General features: G+C 72.7%; 12 protein-coding genes. 7 read left to right on the top strand and 5 right to left on the bottom strand.

Annotated elements, in window-relative coordinates; translation table 11 throughout:
* Positions 1 to 40: 40 nt before the first annotated feature.
* Positions 41 to 1,609, top strand: coding sequence for an amino acid permease (locus tag AB0M39_RS09835; protein WP_365362104.1), 1,569 nt, complete (start codon positions 41 to 43; stop codon positions 1,607 to 1,609).
* On the opposite strand, the gene AB0M39_RS09830 is transcribed toward AB0M39_RS09835, so the two are convergent.
* The gene (locus AB0M39_RS09830) at positions 1,587 to 2,006 is read right to left on the bottom strand and encodes an ATP-binding protein (protein ID WP_365362102.1); all 420 of its coding nucleotides are present in this window, start codon (positions 2,004 to 2,006) and stop codon (positions 1,587 to 1,589) included. The genes AB0M39_RS09835 and AB0M39_RS09830 overlap by 23 nt on opposite strands.
* Positions 2,007 to 2,336: 330 nt before the next feature.
* Here AB0M39_RS09830 and AB0M39_RS09825 point away from each other — a divergent pair, with 330 nt between their 5' ends.
* On the top strand, positions 2,337 to 3,164 hold the full coding sequence (locus AB0M39_RS09825) for an enoyl-CoA hydratase family protein (RefSeq protein ID WP_365362100.1): 828 nt from the start codon (positions 2,337 to 2,339) through the stop codon (positions 3,162 to 3,164).
* Positions 3,149 to 5,482, top strand: coding sequence for a bifunctional salicylyl-CoA 5-hydroxylase/oxidoreductase (locus tag AB0M39_RS09820; protein ID WP_365362098.1), 2,334 nt, complete (start codon positions 3,149 to 3,151; stop codon positions 5,480 to 5,482). Before AB0M39_RS09825 ends, AB0M39_RS09820 begins: the two co-directional genes overlap by 16 nt.
* A gap of 38 nt (positions 5,483 to 5,520) precedes the next feature.
* Here AB0M39_RS09820 and AB0M39_RS09815 read toward each other — a convergent pair whose 3' ends face one another.
* Genes AB0M39_RS09815 through AB0M39_RS09805 form a run of 3 tightly spaced genes read right to left on the bottom strand, consistent with a single transcriptional unit; the run spans position 5,521 to position 8,430 of the window.
* A complete protein-coding gene (locus AB0M39_RS09815; RefSeq protein ID WP_365362096.1) occupies positions 5,521 to 5,976 on the bottom strand; it encodes a hypothetical protein in 456 nt (151 codons plus the stop codon).
* A 5-nt stretch (positions 5,977 to 5,981) separates the two neighbouring features.
* Entirely contained in the window at positions 5,982 to 6,809 is an 828-nt protein-coding gene (locus AB0M39_RS09810; protein WP_365362094.1) for a PaaX family transcriptional regulator C-terminal domain-containing protein, read from the bottom strand.
* A 4-nt stretch (positions 6,810 to 6,813) separates the two neighbouring features.
* Positions 6,814 to 8,430, bottom strand: coding sequence for an AMP-binding protein (locus AB0M39_RS09805; protein ID WP_365362092.1), 1,617 nt, complete (start codon positions 8,428 to 8,430; stop codon positions 6,814 to 6,816).
* A gap of 99 nt (positions 8,431 to 8,529) precedes the next feature.
* Here AB0M39_RS09805 and AB0M39_RS09800 point away from each other — a divergent pair, with 99 nt between their 5' ends.
* Positions 8,530 to 9,693, top strand: a complete 1,164-nt coding sequence (locus AB0M39_RS09800; protein WP_365362090.1) for an acyl-CoA dehydrogenase family protein — start codon at positions 8,530 to 8,532, stop codon at positions 9,691 to 9,693.
* Here AB0M39_RS09800 and AB0M39_RS09795 read toward each other — a convergent pair.
* Positions 9,614 to 10,207 (bottom strand): hypothetical protein, encoded by a 594-nt coding sequence (locus AB0M39_RS09795; RefSeq protein WP_365362088.1) that lies wholly within the window; start codon positions 10,205 to 10,207, stop codon positions 9,614 to 9,616. The genes AB0M39_RS09800 and AB0M39_RS09795 overlap by 80 nt on opposite strands.
* Between AB0M39_RS09795 and AB0M39_RS09790 the strand changes: the two genes are divergently transcribed.
* The 3 genes from AB0M39_RS09790 (at position 10,190) to AB0M39_RS09780 (ending at position 13,356) form a co-directional block, all read left to right on the top strand.
* The gene (locus AB0M39_RS09790; protein ID WP_365362086.1) at positions 10,190 to 10,588 is read left to right on the top strand and encodes a RidA family protein; all 399 of its coding nucleotides are present in this window, start codon (positions 10,190 to 10,192) and stop codon (positions 10,586 to 10,588) included. The genes AB0M39_RS09795 and AB0M39_RS09790 overlap by 18 nt on opposite strands.
* 132 nt (positions 10,589 to 10,720) lie before the next feature.
* Positions 10,721 to 11,554 carry an alpha/beta hydrolase gene (locus AB0M39_RS09785; protein WP_365362085.1) on the top strand — a complete coding sequence of 278 codons (834 nt, stop codon included), beginning with the start codon at positions 10,721 to 10,723 and terminating at the stop codon, positions 11,552 to 11,554.
* Positions 11,555 to 11,799: 245 nt separating this feature from the next.
* A complete protein-coding gene (locus AB0M39_RS09780; protein ID WP_365362083.1) occupies positions 11,800 to 13,356 on the top strand; it encodes an MFS transporter in 1,557 nt (518 codons plus the stop codon).
* The last annotated feature ends 48 nt before the right edge of the window (positions 13,357 to 13,404 follow it).

Raw genomic sequence — 13,404 nt, 5'->3', positions numbered from 1 at the left:
CCACTTTCTTGTGTACGTACCGCGAAGAGAACGGCCCTCCATGCGCATCAAAAGCCCCGACCGACTGGTCGCCGAATCCGGCGCGGACACCGAGGGGCATGGCCTCCAGCGCACCATGGGGCTCTTCCAGCTCGTGTGCTTCGGCGTCGGAGCGATCGTCGGCACCGGCATCTTCGTCGGCCTCTCCGACAGCGTCGCCGAGGCCGGCCCCGCGGTCGTCGTCTCCTTCATGCTGGCCGCCGTCACCTGCATCCTCACCGCGTTCGCCTTCGCCGAGCTGGGCAGCGCGATACCCGTCTCGGGCAGCTCGTACTCGTTCGCGTACGCCACGCTCGGCGAGCGCGTCGCCTTCCTCGTCGGCTGGTGTCTGCTGCTGGAGTACGGCGTCTCCGCCGCCGCCGTCGCCGTGGGCTGGGGCCAGTACCTCAACGAGCTGCTGAACAGCCTCGTCGGCTGGCAGCTGCCCGCCGCGCTCTCCAACCCGCCCGGCGAGGGCGGCGTCGTCAACCTCCCCGCCGTCGTGGTGATGGTGCTCGCCGCACTGCTCCTGGTCCGCGGCATCCGCGAGAGCGCCCGTGCCACCGCCGTGATGGCCGTGGTGAAGATCGCGATCCTGATCCTGTTCTGCGCGGTCGCCTACACCGCGTACACCTCGGACAACCTCTCGCCGTTCTCGCCGCACCACATGGCGGGCATCACGTCGGGCGCGTCGCTCGCGTTCTTCTCGTACATCGGCTTCGACGCGATCACCACGGCCGGCGAAGAGGTCAAGAACCCGCGGCGCAACATCCCGCTCGCGATCATGATCTGCATCGGCATCGTCACCCTGCTGTACTGCCTGGTCGCGCTCGCCGCCATCGGCGCGATGTCCGCGGACGACGTCGCCGACAAGCCGGCCGCGCTCACGCTGATCGTCAACCAGGTCACCGACTCGACCGTCGGCGGCGGCGTCATCGCGCTCGGCGCGGTCGTCGCCATCGCGTCGGTCGTCCTCGCCGTGATGTACGGCCAGACGCGCATCCTGATGTCGATGTCCCGCGACGGGCTGATCCCCCGGGTCTTCGAGCGGGTCTCCCCGAAGACCTCCACGCCGGTCGCCAACACCTGGATCGTCGCCGCCGTGTTCGCGGTCCCGGCCGCGATCGCCCCGCTCGACGTCGTGATGAACCTGACGACCATCGGCACGCTCGCCGTCATGGCCGTGGTCAACATCGCGGTGATCGGGCTGCGCCGCCGCTACCCCGGGCTGAAGTCGAAGTTCCGGGTGCCGCTGTACCCGGTCAGCCCGGTGCTGGGCGTGGCCTTCTGCCTGTACCTGATCTGGGGCACGGGCTGGACGACCTGGGTGCAGTTCGCGGTGTTCCTGGTGGCGGGAGCCGTGGTGTACGCGGTGTACGGGCGCAGCCGCTCGCGGCTCGCGGCCTCCCCGGCCACTCCCGGCTCCGACGGCGGCTCCGCGGCCGGTCCCGAGGCGGACGGTCCGGGGGGAGACGGTCCCGAGGCGGACGGCCCCGAGGCGGCCGGTCCCGAGGCGGACAGTCCCGAGGCGGACAGTCCCGAGGGGGACTCCGCATCCCCCGAGCTGGTCAGTTCCTCGAAGGGAGCGTGAACCAGACCGCCGTGCCCCCGGCCGTGGTCCGGTGACCGCAGGCCGAGCTCAGCGCCCGGATCAGCAGCAGCCCGCGCCCGTGGTCCCGCCACGGGGCGGGCTCGCCGGCGGGCCCCGGCCGGGACGGCGTTCCGGCCGGGGCCTTCCCGCCGTCGTGGACCTCCACCTGGCAGCCCGTCGGCAGCAGCTCCAGCACCAGCTCGAGGGGGGACGCGCCGGGGCCGTGTGCGACGGCGTCGGTGACGAGCTCGGCCGTCAGCAGCTCGGCCGTGTCCCGGTCCGCCGAGCCCTCCACCTCCGCGAGCGCCGTGCGGACGAGGGCGCGGGCCATGGGCACGGCCGCTGCGGTGCGCGGCAGCGCTATGCGCCAGGAGGCGGGGCCGGGGCTCTCAAGCACGGCGGAGTCCGTTCGGGTGGGGCACGGCGAGTCCCTTCGAGGCGGGCGGGGCGGGCGAGGCGGGCGGGCTGAGCGGACGGGACCGGCGGGGCCGCGGGGCGACCGGCGGCCGGTTCCGTTTTCAACCATACGGAGCACGACGACGTGCACCCTCGTCTCTGCCCTTGAGGGCAGAGACCTGTGTCGCAACTGGTACCCGACCTCCGCCGACCCAGTACACGGCCGCGGAACCCAGGCGCGTATCGCGCACTCGTGACGGAAGTCACGGATGAGTGATAACTTCAGAAGGCAGGCAGCAGCCCCCGCCCGCGCTGAAGGAGGCCACACTCCATGAGCCCCTTTTCCGGCTCCGCGTCGCGCACCGACGACTGGCGCCATCTGCGGCTGAGGATCGACGACCATGTCGCCGTCGTCACCCTCGCCCGCCCCGAGAAGCTCAACGCGCTCACCTTCGGCGCCTACGCCGACCTGCGCGACCTCCTCGCCGAGCTCTCCCGCGAGCGCTCCGTGCGCGCCCTCGTCCTGGCCGGCGAGGGGCGCGGGTTCTGCTCCGGCGGCGACGTCGACGAGATCATCGGCGCGACGCTCTCCATGGACACCGCCGAGCTCCTCGACTTCAACCGGATGACCGGCCAGGTGGTCCGCGCGCTGCGCGAGTGCCCCTTCCCGGTGATCGCGTCCGTGCACGGCGTCGCCGCCGGCGCGGGCGCGGTGCTGGCGCTGGCGGCGGACTTCCGGGTGGCGGATCCGTCGGCCCGGTTCGCGTTCCTGTTCACCAAGGTGGGCCTGTCGGGCGGCGACATGGGCGCGGCCTATCTGCTCCCCAGGGTCGTCGGCCTCGGCCACGCCACCCGGCTGCTGATGCTCGGCGAACCGGTCCGCGCGCCCGAGGCGGAGCGGATCGGCCTGATCAGCGAGCTGACCGAGGAGGGCGAGGCGGACGCCCGCTCGGCCGCCCTGGCCCGCCGCCTCGCGGACGGCCCGGCGCTGGCCCACGCCCAGACGAAGGCGCTGCTCACCGCGGAGCTGGACATGCCGCTCGCGGCCTCGGTCGAGCTGGACGCGGCGACCCAGGCGCTGCTGATGAACGGCGAGGACTACGCCGAGTTCCACGCCGCCTTCACCGAGAAGCGCCAGCCGAAGTGGCGGGGGCGGTAGCCGTGTCCGCGCCCCTGCGCGTCGCGGTCATCGGCGGCGGCCCCGGCGGGCTGTACGCAGCCGCCCTGCTCAAGCGGCTCGACCCGGCCCGCGACATCACGGTCTGGGAGCGCAACGCCCCCGACGACACCTTCGGCTTCGGCGTCGTCCTGTCCGACGAGACCCTCGGCGGGATCGAGCACGCCGACCCCGTCGTCTACCGGGCCCTCCAGGAGGAGTTCGTACGGTGGGACGACATCGACATCGTCCACCGCGGCCGCACCCTCACCTCCGGCGGCCACGGCTTCGCCGCGCTCGGGCGGCGCCGGCTGCTGGAGATCCTGCACGAGCGGTGCGAGTCCCTGGGCGTACGGCTCCGCTTCCGCACCCCCGCCCCGCCCGCCGCCGAGCTCGCCGCCTCGTACGACCTCGTCATCGCCGCGGACGGCGTGCACAGCCTCACCCGCGAGGCGCACGCCGACGTCTTCGCGCCGCACGTCACCGCCCACCGCTGCCGCTACATCTGGCTCGCCGCCGACTTCGCCCTCGACGCCTTCCGCTTCGAGATCGCCGAGACCGAGCACGGCGTGATGCAGCTGCACGGCTACCCCTATGCCCGCCCGTCGTCCGACGGCGCCGGGGCCGGTACCCACGCCGGCGCCTCCACCGTCATCGTCGAGATGCGCGAGGAGGTCTGGCGCGCGGCCGGTCTGGACGCCTGCGACGAGCAGCAGTCCGCCGACCAGTGCGCCAAGATCTTCGCCGACGCCCTCGGCGGCCGCCCCCTGCGCGGCAACAACTCCTCCTGGATCGCCTTCCAGACCGTCGTCAACGAACGCTGGTCCCACGGCCGCATCGTGCTCCTCGGCGACGCCGCCCACACTGCCCACTTCTCCATCGGCTCCGGCACCAAGCTCGCCGTCGAGGACGCCCTCGCGCTCGCCGCCTGCATCGAGGAGCAGCCCGGTCTGGCCGAGGCGCTCGCGGCGTACGAGAGCGAGCGCCGCCCGGTCGTCGCCTCGACGCAGCGCGCGGCGGCGGCGAGCCTGCGCTGGTTCGAGGACATGGCCTCCTATCTCGACCAGCCGGCCCGCCAGTTCGCCTTCAACCTCCTCACCCGCAGCCGCCGCGTCACCCACGACAACCTGCGTCTGCGCGACCGCGCCTTCACCGACTCCGTGGAGCGCGACTTCGGCTGCCCGCCCGGCACGCCGCCGATGTTCACACCGCTGACCCTGCGCGGACTGACCCTGCGCAACCGCGTCGTCGTCTCGGCGATGGACATGTACAGCGCCGCGGACGGACTCCCCGGCGACTTCCACCTCGTCCACCTCGGCGCACGCGCGCTCGGCGGCGCCGGACTCGTGATGACCGAGATGGTCTGCGTGAGCCCCGAAGGGCGGATCACCCCGGGCTGCACCGGCCTCTACACGCCCGAGCAGGCCGCCGCCTGGCGCCGCGTCACCGACTTCGTCCACCATCACTCGCCCGGAGCTGCGATCGGCGTCCAGCTCGGCCACTCCGGCCGCAAGGGCTCCACCAAGCTCATGTGGGAGGGCATCGACGAGCCGCTGGAGCGGGGCAACTGGCCGCTGTCGGCCGCCTCCCCGATTCCGTACCGCGCGGGCGTCAACCAGGTCCCGCACGCGCTCGACCGCGACGGGCTCACCGCCGTGCGCGACCAGTTCGCCGCAGCCGCCAGGCGCGCCGGGCAGAGCGGCTTCGACCTGCTCGAACTCCACTGCGCCCACGGCTATCTGCTCTCCGGGTTCCTCTCTCCCCTCGCCAACCGGCGCACGGACGCCTATGGCGGCACGCTCGACAACCGCCTCCGCTTCCCCCTGGAGGTCTTCGACGCGGTGCGCGAGGCGTGGCCCGACGACCGGCCCACGACCGTCCGCGTCTCCGCGACCGACTGGGTACCCGGCGGCACCACCGCCGAGGACGCTGTGGAGATCGCCCGCGCCTTCGCCGCGCACGGCGTCGACGCGATCGACGTGTCGACCGGCCAGGTCGTCCCCGAGGAGAAGCCGGAGTTCGGCCGCTCCTACCAGACTCCGTACGCCGACCGGATCCGCAACGCCCTGGACATCCCCGTGATCGCGGTCGGCGCGATCTCCTCCTGGGACGACGTCAACTCGATCCTGCTGGCGGGCCGCGCCGACCTCTGCGCGCTGGCCCGGCCGCATCTGTACGACCCGCACTGGACCCTGCACGCGGCGGCGGACCAGGAGTACGCGGGCGAGGCGGCGCGGTGGCCGGACCAGTACCGGGCAGGCAGCCGCAAGCCCCCGACCGGCCGCACGGACGCCCCCAAGCCGAGGCTGACCCTGCCCTGAGGCGGCGGCGCGCGGGACCCCGAGAGGTGTCGGCCCGGTCAGCCGAGGCGGGCGGGCGGCCCGCTCAGGCACTCATGGCACCGGCAGGGGTCGGGATGCGGGCCGCGGTGGGACGTGCGCCGCCCCTCGGCCGCCACCCGTTCGAGGAACTCCGCCCGCTCCTCCGTCTGCTCCCGCGTCAGCGGCGGCCCGAAGCCCGCCGCGTCGTACCGGCGCAGCACCGCGGGCGTGTAGACCAGCGTGGCGCGGAAGGTGTGCAGATGCCGGGCGCTGGTGTCGATGGTGATCCAGTGGCTGTTGTGCCGTCCGTGCCCGACCGTCGTCAGCTGCTCGCTGCCCATGCCCGCATGCGTCGATACGACATACACCTTCGTGCCGCCCCGGTACGCCTTGGTGCCGGGCCGCAGCTCCTGCCCCAGTTCGCCGTACCGCCGCCAGAGCACGACATTGGCCGCGACCAGCCACATCGGTTCAAGCGTCCCCCGATCGCTCATGTCCGCTACGACGCGGGCTCCTGCGCCGACGGTTGCACGAACGCCGCGCCCGCGTCCCGCAGCAGCGCGTGCAGCCGTGCGAAGACCTCCGCCGAGCGTCCGCCGGGCCAGCCCTGCGGCAGCAGCTCGGCCGGCAGCCCGGGATCCGCGTACGGCAGCCGCCGCCAGGAGTCCAGGGCCGGCAGATAGTCCCGGTAGGCGTCCTGCGCGGGAGCGTCCTCGCGCGCCTCCCAGGCCCGCAGCACCGGCTCGTGCAGATCCAGGAACTCCTCGTGCTGCTTGGCGATGGCCCCCAGGTCCCACCAGCGCGCCACCGCCTCCGCCGTCGGCGCGAAGCCCAGGTGCTCGCCGCGGAACAGCTCGACGTACGGATCGAGCTGGAGCCGCTGGAGCGTGTGCCGCGTCTCGTCGTACAGCCGCGCCGGCGCGATCCACACGCCCGGCGCCGCCGACCCGAAGCCCAGCCGGCTCAGGCGCGAGCGGAGCAGATGGCGCTTGTTGCGCTCGGCCTCCGGCACGGAGAAGACGGCGAGCACCCAGCCGTCGGTCAGCAGCGGCGAGGGGCGGGCGTAGATCCGCCGGTCGCCGTCGTCGAGCAGCTGGCGGGCGTCGGCCGACAGGGCGTAGCCGGCCGCGCCGTCCGGGGTGCGCTCGGGGACGAGCAGACCGCGCCGTTTGAGCCGGGAGACGGACGAGCGCACCGACGGGGCGTCGACGCCGAGGACCGCGAGCAGCCGGATGAGCTCGGCCACGGGGACGGAGCCCGGCCGTTCGCGTCCGTACGCGCCGTACAGGGTGACGATCAGGGATCGGGGAGTGTGCTGCTCGGCCACGTGATCACTCTAGAGCCCGCAGACGGAAGCGCTGCAGCTTGCCGGTGGGGGTGCGCGGAAGCGCGTCGAGGAAGACGATCTCGCGCGGGCACTTGTACGGAGTGAGCCGTTGCTTGACGGCCGCCACGAGCGCCGCCGCGGTGTCCTCGCCGGTCGGGACGGCCTCGCGCAGCACCACGTACGCCACCGCTATCTGCCCCCGCACCGGGTCCGGGCGGCCCACCACGGCCGCCTCCGCCACGTCGGGGTGGTGCAGCAGCGCGTCCTCGACCTCGGGTCCGGCGATGTTGTACCCGGCCGAGATGATCATGTCGTCCGCGCGGGCGACATAGCGGAACCAGCCGTCCGCGTCGCGTATGTAGGTGTCGCCGGTGAGGTTCCAGCCGTCGCGCACATACTCACCCTGACGGGGGTCGCCCAGATAGCGGCACCCCACCGGGCCGCGCACGGCCAGCAGCCCCTCCTCGCCGTCCGGCACCGGCGAGCCCGCGGCGTCCACCACGCGCGCGTGCCACCCCGGGACGGGGACTCCGGTGGCCCCGGGACGGATCGACTCGTCCGCCGCCGAGATGAAGATGTGCAGCAGCTCGGTCGCGCCGATGCCGTTGATGATGCGCAGCCCGGTCCGCTCGTGCCAGGACTGCCAGGTGGCGGCGGGCAGGTTCTCGCCGGCCGACACACAGCGCCGCAGCGAGCCGGTGTCGTGCCCGTCGAGCTCGTCGAGCATCAATCGGTAGGCGGTCGGCGCGGTGAACAGCACCGAGACCCGGTGCTCGGCGATGGCGGGCAGCAGCTGCCTGGGTCCCGCCTGCTCCAGCAGGAGGGAGCAGGCCCCGGCCCGCATCGGGAAGATGACCAGACCGCCGAGCCCGAAGGTGAACCCCAGCGGCGGGCTGCCCGCGAACACATCGCCCGGCTCGGGCCGCAGCACATGCGCGGAGAAGGTGTCGGCCACGGCCAGCACGTCCCGGTGGAAGTGCATGCACCCCTTCGGGCGGCCCGTGGTGCCCGAGGTGAAGGCGATCAGGGCCACGTCGTCGGCGGCGGTGGCGACGGTGGCGTACGGCTCCGAGGGCGCGCCGGCCGCCAGGGACAGCAGATCGTCGGGGGAGTCGCCGCCGTACGCCGTGACGCGCAGTCCCGGCGCCTCGGCCTTGACCAGCTCGTCGACCGAGCGGACGTCGCACAGGGCGTGGCTGACGGCGGCGATCTCGCAGACCGCGGTCAGCTCCTTGGCCCGCTGCTGGGCCAGCACGGTGACCGCGACCGCGCCCGCCTTCATCACCGCCAGCCAGCAGGCGGCCAGATAGGGGGTGGTCGGGCCGCGCAGCAGCACGCGGTTGCCGGGGACCACGCCGAGGACGAAGGTGAGGACGTGAGCGATCCGGTCGACCTGGTCGCGCAGCTCTCCGTACGTCCACACCTCCCCGCCGCCGGTGCGGAAGACCGGCCGGTCCGCGCCGAACCGCTCGATGGTGCGGTCCAGCAGCTCGGCCCCGCAGTTGAGGCGCTCCGGATAGCAGAGCTCGGGCAGGTCGAAGACGAGTTCAGGCCACTGCCCGGCGGGCGGCAGATGGTCGCGCGCAAACGTGTCGAGGTGGGCCGAGGGTGACAGCTCCATGGTTCGCCCCCTTGTCGTGGTGGGGTCGCGAAACGAGCGTATCGTTAAGGTGACGACAGTCAACAGTCCGCGATAGATGCGCATGAAGTGGGGGCACGAATGCCCGTATTCTCGCTCGATCCGGTACAGCAGGCCTGGTGCGACGAGCTGCGCACCCTGGCCGCGGAGAAGCTGCGCCCGCTGGCGGAGAAGGGCGAGGCGGGGCGCGTCAACCGCCCGCTGGTCGCCGCCCTCGGCGAGCTGGGACTGCTGCAACGCCTGTTCGGAGCGGGTGCGCTGGAGCTCTGTCTGCTGCGCGAGTCGCTGGCCTACAGCTGCACGGAGGCCGAGACCGCCCTCGCCCTCCAGGGGCTCGGCGCCTATCCGCTGGTCCAGGCGGGCACGGCAGCGCAGCGGGAGCGCTGGCTGCCCGAGGTGATCGCCGGCCGGGCGGTGTCCGCCTTCGCCCTGAGCGAGCCCGGCGCGGGCTCGGACGCGGCGGCGCTCGCGCTGGAGGCCGTGCCCGACGGGGACGGCTGGCGGCTCAGCGGCGAGAAGCGCTGGATCTCCAACGCCCCGGAGGCCGATTTCTACACCGTCTTCGCCCGAACGGGTCATGGCGCGGGCGCACGGGGGATCACCGCGTTCCTGGTGCCCGCCGACCGGGAGGGTTTGACCGGGAGCCCCCTGGAGATGCTCTCGCCGCATCCCATCGGGGCGCTCGCCTTCGCTGGCACGCCCGTGACCAGGGACGACATGCTCGGCGATGAGAACGGAGGCTTCCGGGTCGCGATGAGCACGCTCAACCAGTTCCGCCCGAGCGTCGGCGCGTTCGCGGTCGGGATGGCCCAGGCGGCCCTGGACGCGACTCTGGCCCACACGGCCCGCCGCACGGCCTTCGGCGGACCGCTCAAGGACCTCCAGGCCGTCTCCCACCAGGTCGCCGAGATGGCCGTGCGGACCGAGGCGGCGCGGCTGCTGGTGTACGCGGCGGCGGAGGCGTACGACTCGGGCGCGGCGGACGTGCCCAAGCGGTCCGCCATGGCGAAGCTGCTGGCCACGGAGACCGCGCAGTACGTCGTGGACGCAGCCGTCCAGCTGCACGGCGCCCGCGCCCTGCAGCGGGGCCACCTGCTGGAGCATCTGTACCGCGAGGTGCGGGCGCCGAGGATCTACGAGGGCGCGACGGAGGTACAGCGCACGATCATCGCGAAGGAGCTGTACTCGAAGGAGCGGCACACGAGAGGGCCGTACGAGGAGCGGCAGACGAAGGAGCGCACGTGAACGAGCTGTCGGCGGCGACGGGGGTGGCGGTGGCGACGGTGGTACCCGTGGCGAGCGCGCCGGCCATGGTGACGGTGGCGACGGTGGCACCCGCGCCGGCCACGGTGGCGCCCGCGCTGTCCGTGGCGCGCGCGCCGACCATGGTGCCCGCGGCACCCGCGTTGTCCGCGGCGAGCGCGCCGGCCATGGCGACGGTGGCCACCGCGCCGTCCATGGCGGCCGTGGCGTCCGTGCGGCCTATGGCGCCCGTGGTGCGCACACCACCTATGGCGCCCGCGCCGGCCACGGCGACCGTGGTGTTCGCGCCGACGGTGGCGAGCGCGCCGCCTATGGCGAACGCGCCGGCCACGGCCACTGCGCCGCCTATGGCGAACGCACCGTCCATGGCGCCCATGGTGCCCGCGCCGTCCAGGGCGACCGTGGCGCAGCCGCCCGGGTCGCAGCCGTCCGTCTCGACGCCGTCCGCATCGAAGCCGCACGCGAAGGAGCCGTACGTATGAGCCTGCAACGTCACAACCCGGCCGACCTCTCCCCGCCGGCCGGCTTCTCGCACGCCGTCACGGCCAGCGGCACACGGCTGGTGTTCCTGGCCGGGCAGACCGCGCTCGACACCGACGGCAAGGTGGTCGGCGAGACCCTGCCCGAGCAGTTCGAGAAGGCGCTCTCCAATCTGCTGGCCGCGCTCGCGGCCGCCGACGGCGCCCCGCAGGACCTGGCCCGGGTCACCGTCTACGCCACCGACGTCGCCGACTACCGTGCGCACGCCTCCGCACTGGGCCGCATCTGGCGGCGGTTGGCGGGCCGCGACTACCCCGCGATGGCGGTGATCGGCGTGGTCCGGCTCTGGGACGAGGAGTGCCTCGTCGAGATCGACGGCTTCGCGGTGCTGCCCTGACCTGACGTCAGCCGGTGTCGGAGCGTCTGGAGGGGCTCGATAGCCTGACGATCGCGACCCGGTCCGCTCCGTCGTGACCTGACGGTCAGTGACCTGACGGGTCCGCAGGGGTCTACTCGAGGGGGAGCAAAGATGCCCGAGATCGAACTCACCGCAGGGACCATCGCGTACGAGGACACCGGCGGCCCCGGCCCCGTGGTCGTCCTGCTGCACGGTCTGGTCCACGACGCCACGGTCTGGCGCAAGGTCGTCGCCGACCTCGGCCGCGACCACCGCTGTATCGCGCCGACCCTGCCCTATGGCGCGCACCGCACGCCGATGCGGCAGGACGTGCCGCTCAGCCCCGACTCCGTCGTCGACCTGATCGCGGAGTTCATGGACCGGCTGGATCTGCGGGAGGTCACCCTGGTCGAGAACGACTGCGGCCGGGCCCAGACCGTCGCCGGCCGCCATCCCGAACGCCTCGCCCGGCTGGTGCTCACCTCCTGCGAGGCCTTCGACAACTACCCGCCCGGCGCGCCCGGCAAGATGATCTCCGTCGTCTGCAAGATCCCCGGAGGGGTCGCGCTGATGGCCCGTGTGCTCTCCCTCAAGCCGCTGCGCGGACTGCCGATCGGCCTCGGCGCGCTGACCAAGCGCCGGGTCCCGGACGAGATCGTCGACGGCTGGCTGCTTCCGCTGCGCACCGACAAGGCCGTACGGAACGACTTCCGGCGCTACAACGGCGCCGTACGCAAGAGCGAACTGCTCGAAGCGGTCGACGGAATGCGGAAGTTCGACCGTCCCGCCCTGGTGGTGTGGGCGACGGAGGACCGGATGATGCCGCGCGAGCACGGGCGCAGGCTGGCCGAACTGCTGCCGCAGGGCAGGCTGCTGGAGATCGAGGACAGCTGCACGCTCATCGCGGAGGACCAGCCGGAGCGTCTGGCGCAGGCGCTGCGCGGCTTCATCGCCGAGACCGGCTGAGCGCGTCGACGCCTTACGGGGCCGGGTAGTGCCGGAACTCGCGCGGTACGGGCGGTGATCGGGAACTGGCGCGGTACGGGCGGTGATCGAGGGCGCGGGCGGGCGGCCGGCGGGGGACGGGCCGCCCGCCTCCCCGCGCCCGCCGGTCCGGCCTTGATCGACTGGTGAGCCTCAGAGGCCGGGTCTACGGTCGAATAGTGGACGCCAGCGTCTACTGACCGCCGCCCCCGAGGGCACGATGCGCCATGACGACACCGCCGAGACCGCAGCCGACACCCACCTCGCAGACCGCCGCCTCGAAGAAAGGCGGCGGGCACGGGATCGCTCTCCTCGTCATCGCCTCCTGCCAGCTGATGGTGGTCCTCGACATCACCATCGTGAACATCGCGCTGCCGCACATCCAGACCTCGCTGAACTTCTCCACGACGTCGCTGTCCTGGGTGGTCAGCGCCTACACGCTCACCTTCGGCGGTCTGCTGCTGCTCGGCGGGCGCGCCGGCGACATCCTGGGCCGGCGCAGGGTCTTCATCTTCGGCGTGCTGCTCTTCGTCGTCGCCTCGCTGCTCGGCGGCCTCGCCCAGAACGCGGGCCAACTCCTCGCCGCACGAGCCCTTCAAGGCGCCGGCGGCGCCATCGCCTCGCCGACCTCGCTCGCGCTGATCACCACCACGTTCACCGAAGGCCCGGAACGGAACCGGGCGTTCGGCGTCTTCGCCGCCGTCTCGGCGGGCGGCGGCGCGATCGGGCTGCTGGCGGGCGGACTGCTCGTCGAGTGGCTCGACTGGCGGTGGGTGCTCTTCGTCAACGTGCCGATCGGACTGCTGATCGTCCTCGCCACGCCCCACTACATCAAGGAGTCCGAGCGCCACCCCGGCCACTTCGACGTGGCCGGCGCGCTGACCTCGACCCTCGGCATGGTCTCGCTGGTCTACGGCTTCATCCGGGCCGCGCAGGAAGGCTGGCGGGACCCCCTCACGCTGGCGTCGTTCGGGGCGGCGATCGTGCTGCTCACGACGTTCATCCTGGTCGAGCGCCGCTCGAAGCAGCCGATCACCCCGCTGCATATGTTCGCCGACCGTAACCGTGCGGGCACGTACGGGATCATGCTGAGCCTGGCCGCGGCCATCTTCGGGATGTTCTTCTTCCTCACCCTGTTCGTGCAGAACGTGCTGGACTTCAGCCCGCTCCAAGCCGGCCTCGCCTTCCTGCCGGTGAGCGCGCTCATCGCGGTCGGCGCGGGCCTGGCCTCCCAACTCCTGCCGAAGTACGGCCCGAAGCCGTTCATGGTGACGGGCGCGGTCCTCGCCGCGGTGGGCCTGTCCTGGCTGACCCTGACCGACATCCACTCCACGTATCTGGGCAGCGTCCTGGGGCCGATGCTCGTCTTCAGCCTCGGCATGGGCATGAACTTCGTCGCGCTGACCCTGATGGCGGTCTCGGGCGTGCCCACCCATGAGACGGGCGCGGCGTCCGGCATGCTCAACGCCACCCAGCAGGTGGGCGGGTCGCTCGGCCTGTCCATCCTGGTCACGGTCTTCGGCACGGCCAGCCGCAACGAGGCGGCGGTCCAGATACCGGCCTACCTGTTCCAGGCGACCCCGGCGGAGCGTCTGCGCTTCGAGCGCACCGGAGAACTGCCGCCGCCCTGGAGCGACGCGGTGCTCACCTCCGGCGTGTCGGCCGCCTTCATCGTCGCCGCCATCTTCACGGTGATCGCGGCGGTGATCGCCCTGCTGGCCATCCAGGTCCGCCCCTCGGACATCGAACGACTGAAGGGCGGGATCACGCCCGGCCAGGTCTGATGCGCCCCCACCACCGAGTCGGTGTCCTGACGCTCCTGGAACCCCCGG

The sequence above is a fragment of the Streptomyces sp. NPDC051907 genome, assembly GCF_040681075.1.
In the GTDB taxonomy this organism is placed as follows: domain Bacteria; phylum Actinomycetota; class Actinomycetes; order Streptomycetales; family Streptomycetaceae; genus Streptomyces.
This window is presented reverse-complemented; position numbering and strand designations above follow the sequence as displayed.

Bases quoted from the DNA above. Each gene is read 5' to 3' on its own strand.
- AB0M39_RS09835 (WP_365362104.1), top strand. From the start codon at position 41: ATGCGCATCAAAAGCCCCGACCGACTGGTCGCCGAATCCGGCGCGGAC.
- AB0M39_RS09825 (WP_365362100.1), top strand. From the start codon at position 2,337: ATGAGCCCCTTTTCCGGCTCCGCGTCGCGCACCGACGACTGGCGCCAT.
- AB0M39_RS09815 (WP_365362096.1), bottom strand. From the start codon at position 5,976: ATGAGCGATCGGGGGACGCTTGAACCGATGTGGCTGGTCGCGGCCAAT.
- AB0M39_RS09805 (WP_365362092.1), bottom strand. From the start codon at position 8,430: ATGGAGCTGTCACCCTCGGCCCACCTCGACACGTTTGCGCGCGACCAT.
- AB0M39_RS09800 (WP_365362090.1), top strand. From the start codon at position 8,530: ATGCCCGTATTCTCGCTCGATCCGGTACAGCAGGCCTGGTGCGACGAG.
- AB0M39_RS09790 (WP_365362086.1), top strand. From the start codon at position 10,190: ATGAGCCTGCAACGTCACAACCCGGCCGACCTCTCCCCGCCGGCCGGC.
- AB0M39_RS09785 (WP_365362085.1), top strand. From the start codon at position 10,721: ATGCCCGAGATCGAACTCACCGCAGGGACCATCGCGTACGAGGACACC.
- AB0M39_RS09780 (WP_365362083.1), top strand. From the start codon at position 11,800: ATGACGACACCGCCGAGACCGCAGCCGACACCCACCTCGCAGACCGCC.